The organism is Bacillus fungorum, from assembly GCF_002746455.1.
Classification (GTDB): Bacteria; Bacillota; Bacilli; order Bacillales; family Bacillaceae_G; genus Bacillus_A; species Bacillus_A fungorum.
This window is the reverse complement of the sequence record NZ_NWUW01000012.1, coordinates 113,675-138,597: the sequence shown is the minus strand read 5'-3', so window position 1 is coordinate 138,597 and position 24,923 is coordinate 113,675. Positions and strand designations below refer to the sequence as shown.

29 protein-coding genes and 4 pseudogenes are annotated in these 24,923 nt (G+C 34.0%); 12 read left to right on the top strand and 21 right to left on the bottom strand.

Annotation, left to right across the window (positions count from 1 at the left end; genetic code table 11):
• Nucleotides 1-3: 3 nt before the first annotated feature.
• Together CO726_RS32500 and ybaK are read right to left on the bottom strand one after the other, a co-directional pair.
• Nucleotides 4-306 carry a hypothetical protein gene (locus CO726_RS32500; RefSeq protein WP_245916674.1) on the bottom strand — a complete coding sequence of 101 codons (303 nt, stop codon included), beginning with the start codon at nt 304-306 and terminating at the stop codon, nt 4-6.
• A 584-nt stretch (nt 307-890) separates the two neighbouring features.
• Entirely contained in the window at nt 891-1,367 is a 477-nt protein-coding gene (gene ybaK, locus CO726_RS18080; RefSeq protein WP_098762226.1) for a Cys-tRNA(Pro) deacylase, read from the bottom strand.
• 340 nt (nt 1,368-1,707) lie between these two features.
• On the opposite strand from ybaK, the gene CO726_RS18075 reads away from it, so the two are divergent.
• Together CO726_RS18075 and CO726_RS18070 are read left to right on the top strand one after the other, a co-directional pair.
• Nucleotides 1,708-2,985, top strand: a complete 1,278-nt coding sequence (locus tag CO726_RS18075) for a histidine--tRNA ligase (protein ID WP_099685160.1) — start codon at nt 1,708-1,710, stop codon at nt 2,983-2,985.
• 163 nt (nt 2,986-3,148) lie between these two features.
• Complete coding sequence (locus CO726_RS18070) at nt 3,149-3,460, top strand: hypothetical protein (protein ID WP_099685159.1); 312 nt, start codon at nt 3,149-3,151, stop codon at nt 3,458-3,460.
• A gap of 314 nt (nt 3,461-3,774) precedes the next feature.
• Here CO726_RS18070 and CO726_RS18065 read toward each other — a convergent pair whose 3' ends face one another.
• Nucleotides 3,775-4,155 carry a winged helix-turn-helix transcriptional regulator gene (locus CO726_RS18065; RefSeq protein WP_099685158.1) on the bottom strand — a complete coding sequence of 127 codons (381 nt, stop codon included), beginning with the start codon at nt 4,153-4,155 and terminating at the stop codon, nt 3,775-3,777.
• A gap of 127 nt (nt 4,156-4,282) precedes the next feature.
• On the opposite strand from CO726_RS18065, the gene CO726_RS18060 reads away from it, so the two are divergent.
• Both CO726_RS18060 and CO726_RS18055 read left to right on the top strand, forming a co-directional pair.
• Entirely contained in the window at nt 4,283-4,963 is a 681-nt protein-coding gene (locus tag CO726_RS18060) for an NAD(P)H-dependent oxidoreductase (RefSeq protein ID WP_099685157.1), read from the top strand.
• Nucleotides 4,964-5,122: 159 nt separating this feature from the next.
• On the top strand, nt 5,123-5,404 hold the full coding sequence (locus tag CO726_RS18055; protein ID WP_136699723.1) for a DUF1292 domain-containing protein: 282 nt from the start codon (nt 5,123-5,125) through the stop codon (nt 5,402-5,404).
• A gap of 50 nt (nt 5,405-5,454) precedes the next feature.
• Here CO726_RS18055 and CO726_RS18050 read toward each other — a convergent pair whose 3' ends face one another.
• From CO726_RS18050 to CO726_RS18020, 6 genes are all read right to left on the bottom strand, one after another.
• On the bottom strand, nt 5,455-6,525 hold the full coding sequence (locus CO726_RS18050) for a pyruvate kinase (RefSeq protein WP_099685156.1): 1,071 nt from the start codon (nt 6,523-6,525) through the stop codon (nt 5,455-5,457).
• A gap of 80 nt (nt 6,526-6,605) precedes the next feature.
• Nucleotides 6,606-7,277 carry a hypothetical protein gene (locus CO726_RS18045; RefSeq protein WP_099685155.1) on the bottom strand — a complete coding sequence of 224 codons (672 nt, stop codon included), beginning with the start codon at nt 7,275-7,277 and terminating at the stop codon, nt 6,606-6,608.
• 338 nt (nt 7,278-7,615) lie between these two features.
• The gene (locus CO726_RS18035; RefSeq protein ID WP_099685154.1) at nt 7,616-8,374 is read right to left on the bottom strand and encodes an SDR family oxidoreductase; all 759 of its coding nucleotides are present in this window, start codon (nt 8,372-8,374) and stop codon (nt 7,616-7,618) included.
• A gap of 56 nt (nt 8,375-8,430) precedes the next feature.
• Complete coding sequence (locus tag CO726_RS18030) at nt 8,431-10,089, bottom strand: putative ABC transporter permease subunit (RefSeq protein ID WP_099685153.1); 1,659 nt, start codon at nt 10,087-10,089, stop codon at nt 8,431-8,433.
• Entirely contained in the window at nt 10,082-10,807 is a 726-nt protein-coding gene (locus tag CO726_RS18025) for an ABC transporter ATP-binding protein (RefSeq protein ID WP_099685152.1), read from the bottom strand. The genes CO726_RS18030 and CO726_RS18025 overlap by 8 nt, the downstream gene beginning before the upstream one ends.
• A gap of 89 nt (nt 10,808-10,896) precedes the next feature.
• A complete protein-coding gene (locus CO726_RS18020; protein WP_000958865.1) occupies nt 10,897-11,091 on the bottom strand; it encodes a hypothetical protein in 195 nt (64 codons plus the stop codon).
• Nucleotides 11,092-11,270: 179 nt separating this feature from the next.
• Here CO726_RS18020 and CO726_RS18015 point away from each other — a divergent pair, with 179 nt between their 5' ends.
• On the top strand, nt 11,271-11,630 hold the full coding sequence (locus CO726_RS18015; RefSeq protein WP_099685151.1) for a DUF3796 domain-containing protein: 360 nt from the start codon (nt 11,271-11,273) through the stop codon (nt 11,628-11,630).
• Complete coding sequence (locus tag CO726_RS18010) at nt 11,618-11,818, top strand: helix-turn-helix transcriptional regulator (protein ID WP_000896301.1); 201 nt, start codon at nt 11,618-11,620, stop codon at nt 11,816-11,818. Before CO726_RS18015 ends, CO726_RS18010 begins: the two co-directional genes overlap by 13 nt.
• A gap of 58 nt (nt 11,819-11,876) precedes the next feature.
• Here the strand turns inward: CO726_RS18010 and CO726_RS18005 are convergent, their stop codons facing one another.
• Together CO726_RS18005 and CO726_RS18000 are read right to left on the bottom strand one after the other, a co-directional pair.
• Nucleotides 11,877-12,839: a tubby C-terminal domain-like protein gene (locus tag CO726_RS18005; protein ID WP_099685150.1), complete on the bottom strand. Its 963-nt coding sequence runs from the start codon at nt 12,837-12,839 to the stop codon at nt 11,877-11,879.
• Nucleotides 12,840-12,908: 69 nt separating this feature from the next.
• Nucleotides 12,909-13,619, bottom strand: coding sequence for a YjjG family noncanonical pyrimidine nucleotidase (locus tag CO726_RS18000; RefSeq protein WP_099685149.1), 711 nt, complete (start codon nt 13,617-13,619; stop codon nt 12,909-12,911).
• A 130-nt stretch (nt 13,620-13,749) separates the two neighbouring features.
• Between CO726_RS18000 and CO726_RS17995 the strand changes: the two are divergent.
• Nucleotides 13,750-13,934 (top strand): annotated as a pseudogene (locus CO726_RS17995) (DUF1648 domain-containing protein); the annotation flags it as partial.
• A gap of 95 nt (nt 13,935-14,029) precedes the next feature.
• Here the strand turns inward: CO726_RS17995 and CO726_RS17990 are convergent.
• The 3 genes and pseudogenes from CO726_RS17990 to CO726_RS17980 all read right to left on the bottom strand — a co-directional run bounded on the left by CO726_RS17990 (nt 14,030) and on the right by CO726_RS17980 (nt 16,752).
• Nucleotides 14,030-15,052, bottom strand: a complete 1,023-nt coding sequence (locus tag CO726_RS17990) for a tyrosine-protein phosphatase (protein WP_099685148.1) — start codon at nt 15,050-15,052, stop codon at nt 14,030-14,032.
• Between the two features lie 87 nt (nt 15,053-15,139).
• Nucleotides 15,140-15,978, bottom strand: a pseudogene (locus tag CO726_RS17985) (hypothetical protein).
• 51 nt (nt 15,979-16,029) lie between these two features.
• Nucleotides 16,030-16,752, bottom strand: a complete 723-nt coding sequence (locus tag CO726_RS17980; RefSeq protein ID WP_099685147.1) for a GNAT family N-acetyltransferase — start codon at nt 16,750-16,752, stop codon at nt 16,030-16,032.
• Between the two features lie 123 nt (nt 16,753-16,875).
• On the opposite strand from CO726_RS17980, the gene CO726_RS17975 reads away from it, so the two are divergent.
• From CO726_RS17975 to CO726_RS32830, 3 genes are all read left to right on the top strand, one after another.
• On the top strand, nt 16,876-17,715 hold the full coding sequence (locus CO726_RS17975) for a DUF2785 domain-containing protein (RefSeq protein WP_099685146.1): 840 nt from the start codon (nt 16,876-16,878) through the stop codon (nt 17,713-17,715).
• A 17-nt stretch (nt 17,716-17,732) separates the two neighbouring features.
• Nucleotides 17,733-18,194: an NUDIX hydrolase gene (locus tag CO726_RS17970; RefSeq protein WP_099685145.1), complete on the top strand. Its 462-nt coding sequence runs from the start codon at nt 17,733-17,735 to the stop codon at nt 18,192-18,194.
• Nucleotides 18,195-18,492: 298 nt separating this feature from the next.
• Nucleotides 18,493-19,056, top strand: coding sequence for an exosporium leader peptide-containing protein (locus CO726_RS32830; RefSeq protein WP_099685144.1), 564 nt, complete (start codon nt 18,493-18,495; stop codon nt 19,054-19,056).
• A gap of 56 nt (nt 19,057-19,112) precedes the next feature.
• On the opposite strand, the gene CO726_RS17960 is transcribed toward CO726_RS32830, so the two are convergent.
• The 5 genes and pseudogenes from CO726_RS17960 to CO726_RS17940 all read right to left on the bottom strand — a co-directional run.
• Nucleotides 19,113-19,325 carry a phiTE_072 family protein gene (locus CO726_RS17960; RefSeq protein WP_245916672.1) on the bottom strand — a complete coding sequence of 71 codons (213 nt, stop codon included), beginning with the start codon at nt 19,323-19,325 and terminating at the stop codon, nt 19,113-19,115.
• A gap of 81 nt (nt 19,326-19,406) precedes the next feature.
• Nucleotides 19,407-19,718 (bottom strand): hypothetical protein, encoded by a 312-nt coding sequence (locus CO726_RS17955; protein WP_099685143.1) that lies wholly within the window; start codon nt 19,716-19,718, stop codon nt 19,407-19,409.
• Between the two features lie 586 nt (nt 19,719-20,304).
• On the bottom strand, nt 20,305-20,472 hold the full coding sequence (locus tag CO726_RS31830; protein ID WP_169513044.1) for a hypothetical protein: 168 nt from the start codon (nt 20,470-20,472) through the stop codon (nt 20,305-20,307).
• 40 nt (nt 20,473-20,512) lie between these two features.
• Nucleotides 20,513-20,755 carry a sigma-70 family RNA polymerase sigma factor gene (locus CO726_RS17945; protein WP_099685141.1) on the bottom strand — a complete coding sequence of 81 codons (243 nt, stop codon included), beginning with the start codon at nt 20,753-20,755 and terminating at the stop codon, nt 20,513-20,515.
• A gap of 321 nt (nt 20,756-21,076) precedes the next feature.
• A pseudogene (locus tag CO726_RS17940) lies at nt 21,077-21,588 on the bottom strand (AimR family lysis-lysogeny pheromone receptor); the annotation flags it as partial.
• A 128-nt stretch (nt 21,589-21,716) separates the two neighbouring features.
• Between CO726_RS17940 and CO726_RS17935 the strand changes: the two are divergent.
• Nucleotides 21,717-22,874, top strand: a complete 1,158-nt coding sequence (locus CO726_RS17935) for a 1-deoxy-D-xylulose-5-phosphate reductoisomerase (RefSeq protein WP_099685140.1) — start codon at nt 21,717-21,719, stop codon at nt 22,872-22,874.
• Between the two features lie 28 nt (nt 22,875-22,902).
• Here the strand turns inward: CO726_RS17935 and CO726_RS17930 are convergent, their stop codons facing one another.
• On the bottom strand, nt 22,903-24,024 hold the full coding sequence (locus tag CO726_RS17930) for an AI-2E family transporter (RefSeq protein WP_136699722.1): 1,122 nt from the start codon (nt 24,022-24,024) through the stop codon (nt 22,903-22,905).
• Nucleotides 24,025-24,087: 63 nt separating this feature from the next.
• Entirely contained in the window at nt 24,088-24,336 is a 249-nt protein-coding gene (locus CO726_RS17925) for a GlsB/YeaQ/YmgE family stress response membrane protein (protein WP_099685139.1), read from the bottom strand.
• Nucleotides 24,337-24,453: 117 nt separating this feature from the next.
• Between CO726_RS17925 and CO726_RS17920 the strand changes: the two are divergent.
• Nucleotides 24,454-24,903: pseudogene (locus CO726_RS17920) on the top strand (GNAT family N-acetyltransferase); the annotation flags it as partial.
• Between the last annotated feature and the right edge of the window lie 20 nt (nt 24,904-24,923).

The following is a 24,923-nucleotide window of genomic DNA, read 5'->3' as shown; positions in this document are numbered from 1 at the left end:
ATATTATTTCTTCATCAATAAAGTATTTAAATTCGGTGGGGCATATTCTCCAAATGCATTTGTTGGCTTGGTTATAATATGTTTTGGATGATTCATATTCTGTAAGAAGGTGCTGTCTGGTGTAAGTTTGAAGCTGATTATATTCTTTCTTTTTTTAATTCTTATAACAAAATCTTGATTTGAAAATGTTTTTATTCTATAAACTTCATGCCATGCACCTTCCCCAACATGTATCAATTCTTTCAAATCATTTATCATTAATTGTTTTAAAATATAATTAATTTCTTTGTTAGTTAACTTTTGCATACGGTATTTTCACCTCCGGAAACATTTCCAAATAATTCAATTTTATCATAACTTCAATTTTTTCGTATGTATATCCTATACACTAATAGTTAACATAACATCTCATTATCGATAGCTAAGAAAAAGGTGTCCCCTCACTCTCATAAGGGATTTGCCTTTTTTTATTTTTATCAATCTATGCATCATTTTATACACTCCTATTCTGGCGTGGGTTTTAGGGTTCTCTTTTGTTACTGAATGAGTCGAAAAACTGTATAAAATCTTGTATACTCTTAGCGTGGGGGGCCAAAATACTGACATCCCCCACTATGTGCTTTCTTATGGGTATTTCTTGAACCCTCATTAAAACACTCTCCCGTCCTTTGTCTATCTTTAAGAGTAACTCTGCTTGTTTATTTAAAGTCCTCCTCCCAAAGCCAAACAAACGATTCAGATTACCTGCCTATATATAACAGAATATTCAATCTTTATTCGATTTATCCAGTTTGTAAATAAAAAAGGATAATCAGCCCCATAACGGACTAACTATCCTATAAATTATTATCTAAATTCAATAAAACTAGAACTTCTTTTCCTATGTATCATTATTTCGTTATTTCACCAAACTGCGCTCTCGTCACTTTTGCCAAGTCATCCACTTTTAACTCAATTTGCACGCCAATTTTCCCGCCGCTTACTATCATCGTTTCAAGCGATTGAGCACTCGCATCAATACATGTAGAAAATAACTTCTTCATTCCGACTGGTGAACAACCGCCGCGAATATACCCTGACACTTTCGTAATATCTTTTACAGGAATCATTTCAATTTTCTTTTCACTTACCGCTTTTGCGGCAGCTTTTAAATTTAATTCCTCATCTACTGGAATAATAAACACATGATAATTTTTACTATTTCCTTGAGCGACTAACGTTTTATATACTTCTCTCACTTCTCGTCCAATTTTCTCGGCTACTGATACACCATCAATTTTCCCATCGTCTGGATCATATGACATCATCGAATATTCAATTTTTTCTTTATCTAATATTCGCATCGCATTTGTTTTATCTTTTTTCATTGGGATCTCCTTAAAAGGTTATTTCATATTATTAAGTTTTATTATACACCCTTTTCCAATTCTCCTACATAACTTCACGCATTTTTCAAAACTAAAAATATTGATAATTCTAAAATCATCTGATATAATTTGGAAAAACTTATGTTAAGGAGAGATTTCTAATGCAAAATTTTAATACGTCTTTCCAACTTCATCATCATACGTAACGCCGTGTATCCGAAGAAAAATTTTTCTTCGTGGGTACAGGGCTTTTCCTGTTGACCCACGAAGCGTTCATAAAGCTATGTGGGTATTTTTATACCCACATAGCTTTTTTTAATTTAAAAAAGGAGTGATTATAATGAAAATGAAAAATGTAAAAGGAACAAAGGACTATTTACCAGAAGAACAAGTACTACGAAATAAAATTAAAAGAGCTTGTGAAGATACGTTTGAACGATACGGATGCAAACCGTTAGAAACACCGACGTTAAATATGTATGAACTTATGTCTTACAAGTACGGCGGTGGCGATGAAATATTAAAAGAAATATATACACTTCAAGATCAAGGAAAACGTGAACTTGCCTTACGCTATGATTTAACTATTCCATTCGCAAAAGTCGTAGCGCTGAATCCGAACATCCGCCTTCCTTTTAAACGTTATGAAATTGGGAAAGTATTTCGAGATGGGCCCATTAAACAAGGCAGATTTCGTGAGTTCATTCAATGTGACGTTGATATAGTCGGTGTAGAATCAGTCATGGCAGAAGCTGAACTTATGAGTATGGCGTTTGAACTGTTCCGAACGTTAAACCTAGAAGTGACGATTCAATATAATAACCGAAAATTATTAAACGGCATTCTCGAGTCCATTAACATCCCTACTGAACTAACGAGTGACGTCATTTTGTCATTAGACAAAATCGAAAAAATTGGGATTGATGGTGTACGAAAAGATGTATTAGAGCGCGGAATTTCTGAAGAAATGGCTAATACAATATGTAATACCGTTTTATCTTGTCTAAAGCTTACAATTGCTGACTTTAAAGAAACTTTCAATAATCCCCTCGTTGCCGATGGAGTAAACGAATTACAACAATTACAGCACTATTTAATTGCTCTTGGAATAAATGAAAATGCTATATTTAATCCGTTTTTAGCACGAGGACTCACAATGTACACAGGTACCGTGTATGAAATCTTTCTAAAAGATGGCTCGATTACATCCAGCATCGGTAGCGGTGGTCGATACGATAATATTATTGGTGCATTCCGCGGTGATAATATGAACTATCCAACAGTCGGTATTTCATTCGGTTTAGACGTTATTTATACAGCACTATCACAGAAAGAAACAATATCATCTACAGCGGATGTATTTATCATCCCGCTTGGGACAGAATTACAATGCTTACAAATTGCCCAGCAATTACGTTCTACAACTTCCTTAAAAGTCGAACTTGAACTAGCAGGACGCAAATTAAAACGTGCCCTTAATTATGCAAATAAAGAGAATATCCCTTATGTGCTTATTATTGGTGAAGAAGAAATATGTACGGAAACCGTTATGCTGCGGAATATGAAGGAAGGTAGTGAAGTGAAAGTCCCCCTATCTTCTTTAAGTAATTATTTATAATACGAACCACCCTCGTTTGGGTGGTTTTTCTATTTTATAGATAACGAAACAATTAGTTTACATAAAATAATTACATTCTACTAAAAAGCTACAAGTATTTAATATCCAATCACCTATTAGTTTTGGTAATATATAGATATGGACTATTTTAGGAGGATTTACTTTGAAAACCTACATACAAGCACTAAAGTGGACTACAGGGATCTCTCATCTTTTATTAATTCCTTGTTATTATTTATTTTCAGGTCTTGTTAACCTATATGGGATACCTTTACTACTATTGATTGCTTTACATATCACGACTATTTTATTAGCTAAAAAAGCAGGCATGAATACGTACGCTCATTATATAGGTATTATCGTTACTCTAGTTGCTTTCTTTCCCTATATAGACATCGTTCTACATATAATAGCAGCTGTTTTCCTTTTATTAGATGCTGCTTCTACGAATGCAAAAGAAGTGTATGATTCATAGCAGTTTGAACAATTAATATTTGCAGCCATCCTTCAATCGCTATTACAGAAACCAATTGATATAACTGTCTGAGTGTAATTCCGCATATTGATGTAATACAGCAAGTGTTACAAAATTTTTAGAGAAGATATTATTAATCTTTCTATAAAAAAATTTGATAATAACCAAATGAAAACGCCAATAAAAAGATGAATCAGCAATGCAATACTATTATTTTTCAACATCACTTCTCACCTATTCTCTTTTTATTTTTTTACTTTATATTAAATGTTTCCAGCTCTCCGTATCCGTCTCTACTATACCACTTTCAGCTATTAACTTTTACTTTGTGCATTTCTACTCTCCAAAACTTTTTCCATATTATGAGTTGCCCATTCCATCATTAATAGAATCATTGGACGAAGTGATTCACCAAGCTCAGTTAACGAATATTCTACTTTCGGGGGCACTTCACGATATACCTCACGATGTATGATACCATCTGCTTCAAGTTCTCTCAGCTGCAATGTTAACATTCTTTGTGTGATATTAGGTTTTAATCTTTTTAATTCATTAAACCGCTTTGTACCATCTAATAAATGATACAAAATTACCCCTTTCCATTTCCCTCCAATGACCTCGACCATAGCTTCAACTGGACAAGTATATTTATTTAAAAATGGGTAATTTATATTATTTTCTTTTGGACAATCCATTAAAAATCCCTTCCCTTACAATAGTATCTTTTTTGATACTATAGCACATAAATGTGCGTACTTGTGTCTATGTTACTTTAAAAATATACTTTACTTACAAAATAAATAAATGAAAAGAGGATTTTTTATGACAAATACAAAACAAATTACAAAAGAAAAAATTATGGAGGCTTTTCATTTCAGACATGCATGTAAAGAGTTCGATCCTATGCACAAAATTTCAGAAGAGGATTTTAAATTTATTTTAGAAACAGGCAGATTATCTCCTTCTTCTTTTGGATATGAACCTTGGAAATTTATTGTCGTACAAAATAAAGAATTAAGAGAAAAACTACAACCATATTCATGGGGTGCAGGTGGGCAACTTGCAACAGCTAGTCACTTTGTCATGGTTCTTTCAAGAAACATTAAAGATATGCATTATGATGCAGAATATATTAAATATATGATGAACGATATTATTGGATTACCTGAAGACACCCAAAAAATTAGATATGAATTCTTCAAAAAGTTCCAAGGATCAGATTTCAACTTGTTACAATCCGATCGTGCTGTATTTGATTGGGCATCTAAGCAATCTTATATCGCTTTAGGCAATATGATGACGAGTGCAGCACAAATTGGTATTGATTCTTGTCCAATAGAAGGATTTGATAAAGAGGGAGTAGATTCTTTACTTCGCCAAGAAGGCATTATAAAAGACGGTAATCTTGAAGTATCTGTTATGGTTGCCTTTGGTTACCGTAAAGAAGAGCCGAAACGTGATAAAACAAGACAGACGATGGATACAATTGTTGAATGGATTTAGTAATATAGCACGCAAAAAATAATGCTCCTTATTGCTGGATACTTACACGAAAGAAGAGTCAGTTGTTTTTCTTATGTATGAATTTGGTTTTTCATGGAAAGATATATTAGTAAGTATGCAGTTTAAACACTCTATTTTTTAGAGTCGAACAGGAGGAGAATAAATATGTCTGATATTGAAGTTGGCGAAGTCTTTACACTTAGTGATGAGAATAATGAGGATCAGGAAGTAGAAGTACTCGGAGCAATGGATGTCGAAGGCGCTGAATATATCGCAGTTGCCTTCGTAGAAGACATTCAAACAGACTCTGAGGAAGACATTGATATTTTCTTTTTAAAAGTAGAAGAAGATAATGAGTTTTCATACATTGAAAATGATGAAGAGTTTGATAAAGTATCTGCTGCTTTTGATAAAATTTTGGATGAGCAAGAGCAAGAATAATATGAATGAAAAACAAGAGGACGGATGCATATCCGCCCTCTTTTTATTTATCACTCATCCAGAGACTTATGTAGCAATTCCAGTACATCTTTCATCACAAAAGGACCGTCTTTTTTCACATGCTCAGCGAATTCAGAAACGAGACGTAATGTTTTTACACTTTCAATCGGATGCTCGCCTGATGCACTTTCAGCAGAAAGCATAACAGCATTCGTTCCGTCCAGTACAGCTTGAAACACATCAGTCACCTCAGCCCTTGTTGGAATAGAATGATCTACCATAGATTGAAGCATTTGTGTTGCTGTAATGACATATGTATTCGTTCGATTACATTCCTGAATCATCATTTTCTGCAAGAGCGGAATAAATTGATACGGTAACTCTACTCCTAAATCACCCCTTGCAATCATAATTCCGTCTGCTTCTTTACATATACCCTGAAAATTCTCAATCGCTTCCATCGTTTCTATTTTTGCAATTAAATTGGGTGACGTTTCTTTATACTGCTGTATAAAATCTCGAATTTCTTTTATATGACTAGTTTTTCTTACAAAAGAACATGCGATAAAATCAACATCCTCTTCTAAAAGAAACTGAATATCTTTTTTATCTTTCTCAGTAATAGCTGGTAAACTAACAATTGTTCCTGGTAAGTTCACCCCTTTATGAGATGAGATATTACCACCTGTTTTGATCTTTGTTTCTATTTTGTCCATACTTACCTTCTCAACGACTAACTCAACTTCGCCATCATTAATTAAAATTCTACTTCCAACTTTCACATCATCCGCGATTCCTTCATAATCAATACTTGCTTCTCTATTACTCCCTGTAACTGGTTGCGTATGTAAAACAAAAGAATCTCCCGCCTGAAGTGTAATTTGTTCTCCTTTTACTTCACCTAACCTTATTTTAGGACCTTGTACATCGCCTAAAATTTTAATCGAATCGTCTAACGATTTGACTAAACGAATGATATCTTTATGACTTTCATGCGTGCCATGTGATAAATTTAGCCGAACAATTTTCATACCATTGTTTATTAACTGCGCTAACGTTTCTTTATTATTACTTGCTGGCCCAATTGTACAAACTCGATCGATTGTCACTTTTATCACCATCCTTTTTCGTTAGGATTCCCATAAACTTTAATTACACTCTCAACATAAAAAAGCCTACTCACACAAGTAGGCTTTTTTAACTACGAAAGTTTCGTCAATAACTGATTTAAATCTTTTTTCGTTTTCGTCGTTAACGACTTCATTTTATTAACATCAATCTTTTCCTTCTCCGCTCCTACAATTAACGGATACATACTTTGTCCGATTGTTTTAGATTCAGCTGGATGAGATGCTTCTAACTCTTTCTCGATTACATCCCACTTTTCATTAATTTGTTTTCCAAGTTTATTTACTGTTTCTAATTTCGGATTAGCAGCTAATTGCTTGTCTAAGCTTTCAATTAATGCCGCAACTTCTTTTACATTTGTTTTCACAGCTACGCTTTTCTTCGGATCTTTCGTTGTTTTTCCGCTAGTCGTTTGATCATTCGTTTTTCCTGTCGTCTCTTTTTCTTTTGTTTTCACATTCTCGTTTTGAGTTGACGTTTTACCGTTACTTTCTGTTCCTGATGATTCTTTCGTATTTTTTGCATCTTTATCTGTTTTTTCATTTGAAGAAGTATTTGTTTCTTTGTCAGTATCTTTCGATGTTTTTGACGCTTCATCTGCACTTGTCGTTTTTGCTTCTCCTTCATTTTGCGCTGTTACTTGCTCTTTCTTTTCTTTCTCTTTATCTGCTGAAGGACTACAAGCTGCCATAGTAAGCATTGTACCAATTGTTATCGATGCGATAGCGACCTTTTTCATTCTCATATAAATCCCCCTATGTTTACGTAATTTATCCTCCCCTTTACGATTCGATTTCCCCGTAAAAAATCCCTTTTCATACGAATTATCATTTTTCCGACAGTAATCTTCATAATAATACGTACAAAAACTGATAAACTTATTTTAATATTCGAGTTTCTTCTACTTCATTTTTCTGCTCGCAAGTAAAAGAAAAAGAGTATATTGTCACATGAAGCATTACGATCCTCATATGACGATATACTCTTCTATCAATTTTTTATCTTTCTTGACATTTTATTTATACAAAAAAAATAAAATTTTCTTTTATTTTTTGTTTCTCAACGTCTGTTAACATAATATATTTATGAGTAACCACCATTCGAATGAATGATTTGTCCCGTAATCCACTTCGCTTCTTCACTTACTAAAAAAGATATTAAACGCGCAGCATCCATAGATTCTCCAACTCTGCCTTGCGGAAACTTCCATACTAAATGATGCTTCAGCTCCTCTGTAATCCAGCCTGTATTCGTTGGCCCTGGATCAACCGCATTCACTGTAATCCCCTTCTCCATCGCAACTGGTGCTACTGATTTTGTAAATGCTTCAATTGCTCCTTTCGTTGCTGCGTATGCTAGTTCATCAGGCATTGGCCCTAATGACTGTCCTGAAGTAAGGTTAATAATACTTCCACTCGTCTTGCTTGCATAATGTTTTATAAATAATGAACTTAATAACATAGTAGCACGAACATTTACCGTATAATGTTTATCTAACTGTTCTACATTTAATTCCTCAATTCTCGTATGAGTAGCATACGCTGCATTATTAATTAAAATAGATGGATCACCTAACCGTTCTGATACCATATAAAACAAACGATTTGGCGAATACGACTGCGATAAGTTGATTTCTGCCATTTCACATCGAACACCGTAACTTTCAATCTCCTCTTTCAACAAAAAGGGCTCTTTGTCATGCATTCCCCACGGCATCCCTTTATCATACTGAGACCAGTACGTGAAAAAAATGTCTATTCCTTTTTGAGCAAGCACCTTGCATACAGCTGCACCAATTCCATTCAGACGAGTTGCCCCTGTTACAATTGCTATTTTCTTCACCTTTTCTCCTCCATCTATGGATAAATCCTCTGCATGAATACAGAGGATCTATCTTTTTATTCAATATTTGACAATATACGTTCTGCACCTAATTTTAAAATTTTAATAAAGATATAATTTACTATCGTAAACATTACAAATAAAACAATAAACATAACCCACAGTCCTACTTGAAGGAAGAAGTATAATAGACTTACTCCCGCTACAATAACTAAAGCTATTAAAATATTAGCCAAAAAATTCCACAAAGTTGTATAGCGGCTCTTAAATAATTTCTGCTCTGTATCCCAATGTATATCTGCAGTTTGTGCATCCCAGCGTGTACCGATTAAATTGATTAACAGTAAACCGTTCGCGCTTAGTAAAAACCACAGTAACATGAAAACAGGAGAAATTCCCGCTATAACTGCCATCGTAATACCGAACACTGCTAAAATAATTACATTAATTAACCAAGCCGTTATCGCTTTCGCAAAAAAGATATCTGAAGCCTTTACTGGTAAATAACGATTCACAAACCATGAGCTTCCATCTCGTGAAAATGACGTTGTTGCGATGACGTTACTTCCCATTAAAAATAGAGAGGCACAAAGCCCAACGCCAATTGCAAGCCCTGCTGATTTTGGGTTATCAATATAACCTGTAATCCACTCTAAATTTCCATCTTGTACGAATAAAATGAAGAACAACATAATCGGCATGACGAAAGTTTGTACGATACAATTTAAGAAAAATTGTGGTGTACGGAATAACGTTTTAAATTCTTTTTTCACATACGCTTTCAAATGTGAACTTTGTACCGTTGATTTTTGTAAACCTTCTGCTGAAATGACCTCTTTTTTTGCTGTACTCGTTGAAAGTCCAATAACCCCTTTTAAATATGTACGCTCTGCAATGTAATAAAACAACACAAAAAATACAAATGAAATAAGTGCAAAGATTATTACATATAAAGGTCCCTTCCAATTTGCATTTTCTACTAACGCCACTGCTCCAAAATATGTAGTTGGAAAATAGTTTGTCATTTGTACTAAAAGAGAAGACTGGTTGTTTGCAAGGTAATCCGCAATTGCATCTTCAGAAAACGAACTTTTATTTTTCCACTGCAAAAATACGTTAATTCCTACAATAAATAGTATACTTACGATTCCGATAAATATATTTCCTCGGTCTTTATTTTTCCCTATATTTGTATACCTCATAATAACTGTCATCAGTAACGAAGCTAGTACTAACGGCACAATCGGGAAGAGTAAGTAAATCAAAATCATGTATATGTAATATGTAATAAATGCGTCACTTTTTAATCCGTAAGTAATAAAGATTGGTAATAGAATGAATGAACTCATTACGTATTGTGTAATTAATACTGTTAAAAATTTTGCCGAAATAATTTGCGCTGGTTTTAATGGTAATGGTAATAACATTTCAATGTCATTGCTATAGTAAAATACAGTTAAAATGTTCGTAATACTCATTAAAAATACCCATATACTCGCAATCGCAAGTCCCATTGCGACAATCATTCCTGGGTCTTGCCCTAAATGTATCATTCCCTCATACATTCCGTGCGTGATAGAACCAAACAGTAAAAAGCCGACAAATAAAATGGCTATAAATGAAAATACGTACGCCGATCGCTTCTTCTTATCTGTTAAAAAATCTGCATAATTTAATTTCAATAATACTTTCGTTAACGTCCAAATTTTACTCATTGCCCGTCATCTCCAAGAACATTTTTTCAAGTGATTCGTTGGATTTAAAATGATCTCTCATTTCATCTAAATTCCCTTTAAACTGAAGGTTTCCCTTATTAATAATCGCGACGCGGTCACATAATTTTTCTGCCACTTCTAATACGTGTGTAGAGAAGAATACAATCTTTCCTTTATCTGCATGTTCTCTCATCATTTCTTTTAAAATATATGCAGATTTCGGATCAAGCCCAGTTAACGGTTCATCTAAAATCCATACATCTGGCTCATGCACGAGCACACCAATAATAACGATTTTTTGTCTCATACCGTGCGAGTAACTTTGAATTTGATCCGATAACGCATTGTAAAGATCAAATTTCTTCGCTAAAGACTCGATTCGTTCTTGGCGTACTTCTTTCGGCACTTCATACATATCTGCCATAAAGTTTAAATATTCAATTCCTTTTAATCGCAAAAACATATCTGGGCTATCTGGAACATAACCAAACGTCCTTTTCGCTTCCATCGGATTTTTCATAATATCTATACCATTAATCGTAATCGTTCCTTTGTCCACCCCATGAATACCAGTAATCATCTTAATTGTCGTTGATTTACCCGCACCATTCGGCCCTAAAAATCCAAAAATTTCTCCGCTAGGCACAGATAAACTTAAATCTTTTACTGCATAGGTAGACCCATTATAACTTTTTGACACATTCTTAATTTCAATCATCCCATCCAATCCTTTCCTTAATTACCAAATAACTATATTGATATTATAGCATACTTCTATTTTTAGATTTTTATATTTTTTCAGTTTTTTTAACCTTTAAAATAAATATACACGCCTAATCCAACGATTAAAACGACAGCTAGTATAATATAAATCATCGTCAGCCGTTTAATATTCCCTTTTGTCGCTTTACTATAATTTGCATCACCATTTCGCCCAATTAACACCGTCGCCACTACAGTAATCACTACAAGCAATACAACGATCATGATCCAAGTTAGCATGCCTTCCTCCCCTTCCTTACAACCATTTTACAATATTATCCTCTTTATTTCGCAGTATATTTCCTCTTTTTACTATTATTATGAAGAAAACTGGAAAATTATTATTACCATTCCTATCTATATGTGATATATTTATAACATAACGTTATTTATTTCTAACATGATTAGGAGGCCCTATCATGAAAACAACTTGGGTAAAATATTTAGGATTTCTCGGTTTCTTCGGTTTCCTCGGATTTTTTTATGAAAAAGGATTGTTTACTATGTTCTGTTTCTTCTCCTTTTTCACAACGTATAGAACAGTTCAACACGATGAACTGTTTGAACAAATCGTCAATAAATCGTGCCGTAATGCCTTTATCGTTACATTACTAACTACCGCTATCATTATGTTTATTGAAATGTTATTTCCAAACCCGGCGCTACAAGAAATTGATATCGCCCTTATTTTCAGTACACTCATTCTTACGTTCGGTTTCTCTATGTTCTTTTACGATAAACCTGTTGACGAAATGGAAGATGCACCATGGCGTTCGTAACGAAAATAAAAGAATACCGCGCCAAATTGAACATGACACAAGAAGATTTAGCGAAAAGTGTTGGGGTACGCCGTGAAACAATTAGCCATCTCGAAAAAGGAAAATATAATCCTTCCTTACAACTTGCTCACGACATTGCGAAGGCACTTCATAGTACGATTGATGAGATTTTTATTTTTGAGGATTAATAAAAAATACCGGCATTCTTTTCACAAAGAATGCCGGTATTTTTCATTTATCCGACTATCACCCATACAAAACAGCATGAAATACGCCTAATAGTAAATATTGATCCTGTATATAATCCTCATCATATACATTCATTTCGATATAATACATATCTTCCTCAAGACGAATATTCCAGTCTGCGATTACATAGCCCTTTCGTAATAACTTTCCCATTCCAAAAGAAGTTTTGTGAACAACAAATTCTTCTCTCTTATATGTAAAGGTAAATAAGAAATTTGCATCCAATAGCTTTCCGTCACATACAAGTATTTCATGCTCTGCATCATTATTATCTTTGTACGTTACTAAAATCCTTCTTTGGCGCTGCCTACTTACATCCTTTGCAATGACGCGAATATTGCCCTTACTATCCTTTATTTCATAAATGATATTACTACCGACTTTTGGAATAAAATCTAGCACTTTCATCAACGTATTTTTATAGTAGCCCCGTACTACGCCTACTCCTTCGCTTTCATTATAAACCTCTATCGATGTCGTATCCGCTTTACTATCACACGGTCTTTTGTAAGAAAGCTGTATCATTCGCTCTCCTCTTAAGTACTGATCAAACGTCACAGGATATTCTATCGCGCGCAGTTCCTTATTTAGTTCATATAAATAGAGTTGAACGCTCTCAACTAATGTTGTAGTAGATATACGCTTCTGAAGTTCAAATTGTTGCCAACTGGAAGAAATCCTCCACTGATCGTCCTCTTCATAGAAGAATCCAAGAATTACCTCATCACGGTCAGTCGTTTCATAATTCATATGTACGTTCTGCCCGTGTTGCACTTGTTCCATCCACTGTCCTAAATAAATACCCAGTTCTGCAACCTTCATGCATGACTTTTGAAAAAGTACGCTGTCACTCGCGCGAATCGTTACATCTCCTTCGATAAAGCCCTTTGAATATGCATCATACCGTGGTTCATCCTTCTGCGGAATAGCCTTGTCTAACTCAAATAAAAACGTTAACATCCTTCACTCACCTCTAATTGTTACACAATTCAAATTATATTATCGATTTATCGAAAAACCTCTACACTATTAAAATGAGGCTACCTTTTCTTCCGCCACTTCCACAATCTCCATAATACGAAGCAGACTCTCTACTTCATAAGTCGGCTTAACACTCGTCGTGTTTTCTTTCAAACTCGGATTATACCAACACGTATCAATGCCGTAATCTTCTCCGCCTTTCATATCAGAAGTTAAAGAATCTCCAACCATTAGTACACTTGATTTATCAGTAATCCCCAATTTTTCAAATGCATAATCAAAAATCTCTCCTGCTGGTTTTTGATGACCAACCTCTTCTGAAATAATAATATGATCAAAGAAGTTACATAAAGGCGAATTTCCGATTCTAGATTGTTGCACCTTCGTATATCCATTCGTAATAATACCTAGCTTGCAATCTTGTAGATTCTCACATAATTGCACTGCACCTTCTATAAGGTGTACTTCTTTCCCTAAGTTTTCAAGGTATATATCACTAAATTGCTGTGCATCTACTTCTATATTATGCAGTGCAAATAATTGTCTAAATCGATCTACCGCTAATTCACTTAGCGTAATCATTTTATTTTCTAAATCTCTCCATAGTCCATTACTAATCTTTTTATAGCTTGCAAGATAATCATTATACCCTGTAGGCATGCCAAACTGTACAAACGCATTATGTAATGCGTGTCTTTCCGTTTCAGGAAAATCTAATAATGTATCGTCTACGTCGAATAATATGACTTTGTATTTCATGATGTTCTCCTTAACTATTACGTTATTTACAACTTTTAGTTTCTCATTAATTGTCCCTTAAGTCGAACATTTTATTTTTACGAACAGCAGCTGTATATCAATTTTAAAGTTGTTTAAGACACACAAGTATAGTAGAAAAATGCTTAATCAATTAAAAATGTCTGTCTACTTATTTTTGCTTTCATCCAATTTGAAACAATTTCAATAGCTTTAGATTGGAGCGGCGGTTTTGGAAAATTATTTTTACCGATCTTATTAATCGGGATAGCTATTCCAATTAATATAGGAATAATAAGACAACGAAAAATTTCATAGTACAGACGAGGCTATTCGATTATCAATCACTTTACGGAACAAAATTATATCAACAATAGAAACAGGAGGCTAATTCACTCAGCCTCCCTTCCTCATTATTTACCCTCTAGCAATAACACTTTCATTTCTTCTAACGACTCTTTCGTAAAGCCAAGAGCTTTTTCAGCATACGCTTCAACTGATCCGTATTGCTTCTTAATTTCATCAATCGCAGCTTGCAAATATTCAGCGCGCGCTTCAAACATTGCACCTAATATCGCTCTACTTTCATCGTTTTGTAATTTCACACCTAAGAAGGCCATCATTTTTTCATTTAATTTTTCACGGAAACCATTACTTAGTAAGTAGTCTTCCATTACAGTTTGTTCTGGTACACCTAGTAAAAGTAATAATAATGCTGATCCAAATCCAGTACGGTCTTTTCCAGCTGTACAGTGGTTTACTAACGGTAAGTTTTCCGGGTTTTGTGCCAGTTTTAAGAAGCTCACGAATGCTTCATTACCACTTACAAAATCTTGATTCATTTTCACAAGATACTCACCTGGTTTCCCTAACATAGAAAGGTCACCAACTTGGAAAAACTCGTTTATATTTAAGTCTTTCGCTAAGTCTTGCATAACTGGTAAGTACACTTGACGAGCGCCTGTAATCTCTGGATTTGGCTTATGCTTCACTTCAAAGTCTGTACGGTAATCACAAATCAACTTTAAGCCAGCCTTTTGTAAATACACAATATCCCACTCTGTTAATCCTGCTAATTCTTCAGAGCGGTATAATTTGCCCCATTTCACTTTACGGCCTTCTGTCGTTTCATATCCTCCCATATCGCGGAAGTTAAACGCGCCTTGTAATGGCAATCTACGCTCAGCTACTGTCACTGCTTGTCCATTACTTGCTACTAGTCTAAAATATGGACGCTCATTTTCACTCGGGTTTTCAATTGTACATGAAGATTCTCCATTTACCGTTGCAAGTAATTCTCCAGTTTCTTCAATATGATTTGGTGAAGTACTCCAATAAATGTGAACTTCTTCTATATTATTTTCCCACTTTATATGTAACGCATTATCTTCATTTCGTTCTACAGTTGCTTGTAGCCAATTTCTTTGCTGCCCCATTCTTTCACCAACACTTTCTCGTATAATTGAATCCTACTCTATTGTATTATAGAGATATCTACTTTGTCGTTCCCATTTTCTTTTATCTTACAAACAGGAAAAAAGTTCTTTTACTTGTTCAAAATTTGTACACGGATTCCCTCGAAATACGTATGCAATTTGCTCAATACCTAAATCTTCATATACAACTGTTCCGCGATTAGGGTGCGAATAAAACTCTAACCCATTTATAGTTTGTTTTGGGCCATAATTCATTGTCCAAGAAGAAACAGGATAGTACGCTTTGTTTTTATGCCGACAAACCCAAAGTGCATATAGTTTACTATCTTCGTCCCAGTATACATACTGTATTTCATCATTTCCGAAACCAACTGATTCAAGTTTCCACTTAACTTTTCATGAATTGGCACTTTCGAATAGGTTACGTCATGCGTAGAATCCCAATCACAACATCTCCCTATTTCACCCATTTCACCTCTCTTCGCTTGAAAGCTTAATAAGTGAAATGGTGTATGTAATATCGTTTTCGCAAGCTCCATATTTACCGGTTGTAATTCAAATAGAAATCTTTCCATTTCATCTTGGTTTATATATCCACGATCAACTGAAACTTCAATTTGTGTTTTCCATCTAGATGTAACGTAACTTTCTTTTCCCTTATAATTTACTCCTTTCCAATACACAAGCCATTTATATTGAAAACAATCTCCTTTTGCTTGAGAAATACAACTATCCGGAAATACTGGCTCCATTATATCTAGAAAAAACTCTTTTACCCGAAACATTCCAGTTGGAGTAACAACCTGAAACCAAAAACTTTCCCACTTTTCACCTTCATAACGTTCTGAAACCTTCTCAATTTTCCAGTCTTCTAACAATACATGTGGATACAGTAAAACAAATGAATGCATGGATTTCTTTAACATATACAGTCCCCTCCCGCTATACGAGTTCGAGAGTATGCACCATTCATCCTTCTAAAACTTTCTCACATATCGCTCGGTAGAACTCAGCAACTGGCATCCGTTCTTTTCAAAAACATCCTTCATCCACTCATTTTGTACATTTGTCTCGCCGATATAATAAGATGCACCTATTTCTTTTAAGACAAACATTGCCCCTGTAAAAAATGCTACTTCATACCCTTTATCTCGCATATTTGGAGCGACTGCGAAATACATTAGTTTTCCTTCTTCTAACGTACCTCTTTCAATATGCGGGATTACAATTCCTATCGGCTCTTCATCAATACTCACTGTTAAACAATGTTCTTTCCATTGCTCACCAATTTCTTGTAGCATCATATTTACAAATTGATCGTAAGTGACTTGTTCTTCCGTCATTTCACTCCAAAGAGAATAAAAAGTATCTTCTCCTACTTCTTCAATCAGCTTAAAATCAATTTCACTTTCTATATCTTCTACTTCATATATATCCTTAAATACAATCAAGTTTTCAGTAACATATTCAAAAGAATACGTTTCGAAACATTTTTTATACAGATCATAATTTGGACTTTTCGAAGAAATCTCAAAATGTAAGTAGTCTATTCCCTCTTTTTCAGCTTCAGTAACGCCATATTGCATTATTTCTTCTAATTTCTCTTCTGTAAAAACCTCTGCATTATTTTCTTTTATCATGATAGAAGATGCATTTCTTCTTATTTTAAAATGTTTTTCTAACTGTTCTATAGTCGTCATATTCTTCCCTCATCTATGTCATACTCGAATTTGTAATCGTTCTCCTTGCATGAGCAGGATTGTCCTTGAATATATAGAATACTAGAAAACATCGCATCTTTAAAGTGCGGAGGAGGTTCTCCATTGGATATTACAGCGCTGCAACAACAGTTAGAGCTTATACAACAAAATGACTATACGCAACTGCAACATATAGATATTAATGAGTTAACGTTGAACATGCTTCAGTATGTCGGAACAACTGATAGTTACGTTCGTTACCAACTTATATATAAATGTTTTGCGCATTTTATACATCATGAGTTCCTTATGGACGATCAACTGAAATTACTGTTGCAAACTTGTTTAAGTGATGAGTATTTATATTGTGATATTTACTCCCCTCATACAGATGGGGTTTTCACACGTTCTTACACTGTTTCGTTAATTGCGTTAATACTCCAATTCGCTAACTCGCACTACTTTTTTACAGAGGAGGATATCGAGGAAATAAAAAACAAACTCATTACATACACAAACTTAGAAATGGATTTTCGAGGCTATATTGAAAATAAAGGATGGGCTCATTGTCTTGCTCACGTATCCGATGCCTTCACTGAAATTGTGCACAATTCTTATACAACCTTTGAATGGTATGAAGAATTAATTCATTGTTTATTAAATAAAATTTTTATCCCATCGGATCTTTTTCATAATAATGAAGATGAACGAATTGTTACGCCGTTACTATCGATGCTATATCATGACTTCCCTCAAGATGAGTTAATTTCAATTATTCATAAAAAAATAAAAAGGCTTCCTCAAATTAGAAAACGCCTTTCGCTTAATGAGTATTGTATTTTATGTGCCAACATTAAAATTTTTTTACGTACATTATTTTTTAGAACGAAAGATGATCATAACTTAGCTTTTACATCACGCAAAACAGAAAGAATGTTAAAAGAACTTCCTAACTATTATTAAAAATAAGGAGCAATGAAATGGGATATATTGAAGACATGAGAAATCTAGTAGGCAATCAACCACTTATTTTAATCGGTTCACACGCCATTATATTAAATGAGAAAAATGAAATATTACTGCAGCTACGTACAGATTTTAACCGCTGGGGTATTATTGGCGGCGCCTTAGAATATAACGAAACGTTAGAAGACGCTTTAAAACGAGAAGTATATGAGGAAACTGGACTTTTCATCAAAAATCCAGAACTATTCCGTACATACTCAGGACCAGATTTCTTTCAAATCTATCCAAACGGCGATCAAGTTCACGGTGTACTCGTTGTTTATATTTGCCGCGAATTCAATGGTGAGCTTGTATGCGACCAAACGGAATCGAAAGAACTACACTTCTTTCCGCTTGATGAATTACCTAGTAATCTTCCTTCTGTTATTGAGAGGATTGTTAAAGAGTTTCAGCAATCAAATTCAAACGTTAAATAGAATGGCTCTTCCTTTCATTTTATATAGTAATATAAAAACCTCATTTCTCGTCATTCTAACGTGAAATGAGGTTTTTATCGTTTGCCGTAAATCCCTATTTCCCCAAAAGAACTATTTTATTAAATTACATCTCTAACCATTCTTTTAACCTCACTTTCTATCCAAAGGATTATTTTATTAAGTTTTTATTTTAATAATGATACCTTTCCTCTTCTTTCTTATCAGTCCAAAATATGTTCATATTTCATTTGTATTATGCATTTATTAAGTATGATTAGAATTCTTAGGAGGTGAAAATTTGCCAAATGAATACAAATTAAACTCACATGAAAATTTATATAATTCTGCATCGAATGTAAATTCAATTGGTCCAACTTTTCCACCAGTAGAACCATTTGTATTACCAACTGGTTCTACTGGCGCTACGGGTTTAACCGGCACCACAGGGCCTACTGGCACTACGGGTTTAACCGGCACTACTGGGCCTACTGGGCCTTTATCTCCATCTTACGGTAATTTCTGGAATAGTTACGGTGCGCTTGTTAATGTTGGAGATTATATTCCTTTTTATTTCACCGGACCATCTACTGGAGGAGTGACTTTATCAAACCTTACTACTATTAACATTGCGCAAGCTGGTGATTACCGTGTTTCTTTCATAATACAAATTGAAACATTTAGAAGTCCTATTTCGGTATCCCCTATAGTATCTATCTTTTCAAATAACAACCATCTTCCTAATAAACAAGGTACTTTCGCTATTACTGTTGAAGATAAAAATTTATTACCGCGGTTCCAACTTACCGGTGAAGCAGTTATATCAGTACCAAGCAATTCAACTATTCAACTATTCAACTTATAAATGATAGCTATGCTCTTACTATTCAGCTGAGTTTTGTTGAGATAACTACCATAAAATTAAGTGTCTAAATATTTTTCAAGTCCATCATTATCAACTACATCTTGATTTGCGATTTTACAAAGTATCTGATTTGGTCTAGTACTAAGTAAAAATTCTTCTACACTTTCGTTTTCTCTTAATGAGAACCAATAAGCGAAGTTACCGAAGTCTGTAACTGCTGTGAATATTCCAGAACGGTCTAATAAGAATATCCCCCCGACCTTCTCCATCTACTGACGGAACTGAGTAACGAATTGCTGAAGCTTTTGCCATTTTTATTTCCTCCTTTTCGATTCAAATAAGAATTTTATTTAGTTTATATGAATCTTTTCAAATACAATTTCTTCACCTATAATGCTCGATTCACAACCTTCATATCCGCAAGTTTCTTCCCATATTAGATAGTAAGCTCGCTTAATTAAGTTTTCTTTGTGAGGAACTTTCTCTATTTTCCATGGAGAGTTCCCATCAATATCTTCTGGCTCTGCTAATTCTTCACGATCTTGTATGACTGAACCTAATCGCTCATAAAACTCACTTTCAACTTTCTTATAATCTAAAAAGTACATATCGCCATAGCTATATCCCATTACATCAAGAGTTGCTACTTTGTAAGCTTCCATTTTTCATTTCCTTCTCAAATAACTATTTTGTTTAAATTCATCTTAATTTCCATTACAGTTCCTTAACATTCAAATTAATAAGTGTATAATATAATTAACCATTTATTAGGAGTGTTAAAAATGATAGAACCCTTGGTAATTTTCCTATATATTGTCTTTGGTATAGGCGCAATATTTGGCTTGATTAAAGAATTTCGAAAAGCCAACAAAAAATATTCTATGATTTTATTTGAATTTTTAATTCTAATAGCAGTTACAATCACTTTATATAGAATATTAATCTAAACTACATAACACATATAATTCAAAGCCCATGGCAGTTAGGATTCCCTAGTTGTCTTTTTCTCTAAAATAACGCTTTCATATGAAAATCGTACACATTTCAGACACATCAACCATCATAATTTATTAAAAATTCGTGATAATATTAAATCATCGAATACGCCAAATTTCGACATTGCACGACAACAATATCGCTCCTATAAAATCCCTGCCCCTGCAGGGATTTTCTCTGTCATTTATTACTTTTTGTTGTACTAAATCCCCATTCTTAATAAAATTCAAATTGTATTGAGCTTTATTCCCTTCATCTTTCATCTCTTCCGGTTGCTCTATTTCTTTTTGCTGATTCCTCAACAAAATTAATTTCATACCAACGTCTCTCTGCTTTATTCATTTCTCCCATTCTGTATAGTAAACATAAAGCGGAAACTGTAACCGCTAAATACCCTATAAGACACCATAACCACAACAAAATGTAACTCCACCTTTCTGTATAACTTTCAAAATTGATACTACTTTGCAACTCCCTGCGCTCTCCCGAAATCTGCAGCTCTTTCGTTGATTCGTTTTAATATGCGGCTTACTTGAGTCTGACTAACCCCAACCTTATTGCCTATACTATCTTGTGACATATGATTTGAATACATATCCCATACAATCATTTCTCGATCTGGTAATGTCTGAACAAAAGAACCGACTAACATTCCATGCTCAACTTCCTCAGTTTCATTCGCTGAGCGTTCATCAATTAGCATCTGTTCAAGTGTTAAATCGCTACCTCCACTTCCTTTTTCTTTTCTTCGTCATTCGTTAAAACTCCCAACTTTAACATTTCCCATAATGCGCTCTCTACCATACGCTCTATTCCTCTTCCCACATCACCCTAAATTATTCAAAAATGACAAAATGCAGAAAATTAATAACCCCTTAAACGTACGAAATGCCATCGCATCCTTAGATGCAACGGCATTTAAAATCATTTATTATCCCAAAGTTCCTGGGTCCATTTTCATTATTTGTACTTCTTTTACTTTTTCAGCGGATTTATTATCTTTAGTTGATACCGAACCAACAGATAACACTGCTAAAACATTGTATGCACCTAAATCAAAATAACCATATATACTTACGGTATTCACGAGCATATTTACACCTGGTTTATTTAAATTGACCTTTGTACGCAACACTTCTATTTCTTTAAGGAATTCCCCTGATCTTAAAGAACGTGTTTGTCTGTCTAAACAAACATGAAAAATCTCTCTATAATTATTTGTTATTGATTGTTTATACTCTTTACTAACTAGAACACTAAGTACTTCCGTATAACCTGCTAAATATAAATAATACATAGCAAGCCGTATATCTGATTCCTTTTCGGTGCCATTCAAAAATTCTTGAACTACTTCCATTTTCTTTTCTTCAGAATCAAGCCCACACAAGATTTTCATTAGTTTTGTGAAAGTCATAGGTACTTTCCCATTCATTGTTTTCCATAAATTTGACTGCGATAAATTTGTTTTTTTGATAATTTCGCAGAATTCAAATCATCAATTGAAACAATATCGCCTAAACCAATTACCTTATTCATACTGTAGCCTCCTTGAGCGCGAGACACCTTCCCGAATTTTCTGCTTTATACAGCAGGAATTTCCACTTTAATTGTCTAATATTATATAGGTTTGCAGAAATACTCGAAACAACTTTGGAGGTTTTTTCATGGTAAAATATATATCAATTTTAGGTTCAACAGGATCCATCGGCACATCTGCATTAGATGTCGTTTCAGCTCATCCTGAACATTTTAAAATCGTCGGTTTAACCGCAAATTATAATATCGATCTTCTTGAGCAACAAATCAAAACGTTTCAACCTCGTATTGTAAGCGTTGCGACAAAAGACTTAGCAGACAAGCTTCGTACGCGTATTTCAGCAAATACAAAAATCACACACGGGACTGATGGCTTAATTGCAGTAGCTACTCACCCTGATTCAAATCTTGTATTAAGCTCTGTTGTAGGTGTTTCAGGATTACTTCCAACAATTGAAGCATTAAAAGCGAAGAAAGATATCGCTATTGCTAATAAAGAAACTTTGGTTGCAGCTGGACATATCGTAACTGAACTAGCGAAACAAAACGGATGTCGCTTAATTCCAGTAGATAGTGAGCATTCAGCTATTTTCCAATGTTTAAACGGAGAAAATAATAAAGAGATTGAGAAGTTAATTGTAACAGCTTCCGGTGGTGCTTTCCGTGATAAAACACGTGATGAAATGCAAACATTACAAGCAAAAGATGCTTTAAAGCACCCAAACTGGTTAATGGGCGCAAAACTAACGATTGATTCTGCCACATTAATGAATAAAGGGTTCGAAGTAATGGAAGCGAGATGGCTATTTGATATTCCATATGAAAAAATTAATGTAATGATTCATAAAGAAAGTATCATTCATTCTTTAGTAGAATTTATTGATGGATCAGTTATGGCACAGCTCGGTGCTCCTGATATGAGAATGCCGATTCAATATGCGTTTCACTATCCTACTCGGCTACCTTCTTCCTATGAAAAATTAAATTTATTAGAAATCGGTAGTTTACATTTTGAAAAACCAGATTTAGAGAAGTTCCCTTGTCTACAATACGCATATGAATGTGGCAAAATCGGTGGTACTACTCCCGCTGTATTAAATGCAGCAAATGAAATTGCGAATGCGCTATTCTTAAAAAATGAAATTGCCTTTTTCGATATTGAAAAAACAATTTACAAAACAATTGAAGCTCATCATAACGTAAAAGATCCTTCACTAGATGCTATATTAGAAGCGGATCAATGGGCGCGCCAATACGCAAATCAATTGTTAATAAAAAAGAGCTAAAACAGATAATACTGTTTTAGCTCTTTTTTCACGTATTTAGCTTAACAAATCTATAACCGTGCGTAACTAATACTTTTAATATCGCATACCCTGGAATAGCTAAAATAATGCCCATAATCCCGAATAAATTTCCAGCAGTTAAAATGATAAATATGATTGTAATGGGATGAATATCTAGCTTTTTCCCCATGACTTGCGGAGAAATAAATTTACCTTCTGCTAATTGGACAACCATCATAACAATAATTACCTTTAAAACCATTGCCGGCGAGTCAATAAATGCGATAATTAACGCTGGTGTTATTGCAATAATTGGTCCTACGTACGGAACGATATTTACAATCATCGCCAAAATAGCGAGTAGTACTGCATATTTAATACCAATAATAAGGTAACCGATTAATAGCATAATACCGATAAACAAGCTAACGATAATTTGCCCTCTAATATACGAACTAATCGCATAATGCATATCATCTAGTATTCTCATCGCTGCTGGTTGTCTTTGTTCTGAAATAAACTTTAAAAAGTGATTCGGTAATTGCTCACCATCTTTTAAAAGGTAGAACAATATAAACGGAACCATTACAAACGTTAAAACGACCTCTGTAACAGTACTTAAAAATCCAGTTACATTTCCTGTTACTGAGGATAACGATTTCGTAAAATCAACTGTGTAATCTTTTACCATACTCGCTACATCAATATTTAAATTCTCCTGAATTTTCCCTAGTAAATTACTTTCACCGAATCGACGTGCCGCTCGTTCAATTTCATGACCGAAATACGGTAAGTTATCTATTAATGCATCGATTTGATCCTTAATAATTGGAATTACCGTAACAACTAAAAATACAAATAATCCTAGTACTATTAAATATATGGAAGCTATCGATACGATTCTTGAAACGCCTTTCTTTTCGAGAAGCGAAACGAATGGATGCAAAATGTAAAATAGTACGCCCGCTAATAATACCGGGAAGAAAATTGTCTTTAAGAAGACAATAAACGGCGTAAACACAAAGGATATTTTTGTTAACAATAATATGTTAATGAACAATAACGCAAATCCAAGTAACACCGCCAAATAATTTTGTTCTCTAAAAAACTTTCTTAACCTGTCTCTTTTTCTTATATTTACTTTCTCCAATGAAACCACCTCTTCGAATGATGAAAAGCCCTTATTCAGGGCTTTTCATCATAATCTATATCTTTATTTTCTTGCAGCTTTCACTACAAATGATACAATAAGAACGAGAACGATTGATCCTAATAAGGCTGGTACAATATGAATACCACCTAGTGAAGGGCCCCAAGCCCCAAATAATTTACCGCCTAGCCAAGCTCCTAGTAAACCAGCAATTATATTTCCAAATATACCGGCAGGAAAATCTTTACCTGTAATAGAACCTGCAATTGCACCTATAATAGCACCAACTATTAATGTGATAATCCATCCCATCTTTAGTCCTCCACTTCTATTATAGTGTATTTCTTTTTGATACTAAATTATTATATCCAAAAAAGAAAAATCTTGTCAAATCTATGAAAATAAAGTCTACAAGGAGGTTTTTATCGTATGATTCAAAAATTAATAACAACTTCTCACAAAACCGCTACTTCTATTTTAAACATTCAAATACCCGCTTATGAAATTGAGGCAAAATATATAAATAGTACAGCTATCCCTCGCCTTTATGATACTATAGCCGATATTCAATCATGTGATGAAATTTTCTACGGCTATTTTTATGAAGATACACTTGCCGGGTTTATTTCTTTTAAAATTGATAAAGAGGAAGTTGATATTCATCGTTTAGTAGTATCCCCCGATCATTTTCATAAAGGAATTGCTACAAAACTACTACTATATATATTTGACATGTTCCCCCCTTCAAAAACATATATTATACAAACAGGAAAAAAAAATATACCTGCTCTGTCTTTATATAAAAAACATGGCTTTATTGAAGTAAAAGATATCATATTACCCGATGGAGTGGTTTTAACCTCACTCAAAAAAAAAAAAAAGAAAACAATAAATAGTTT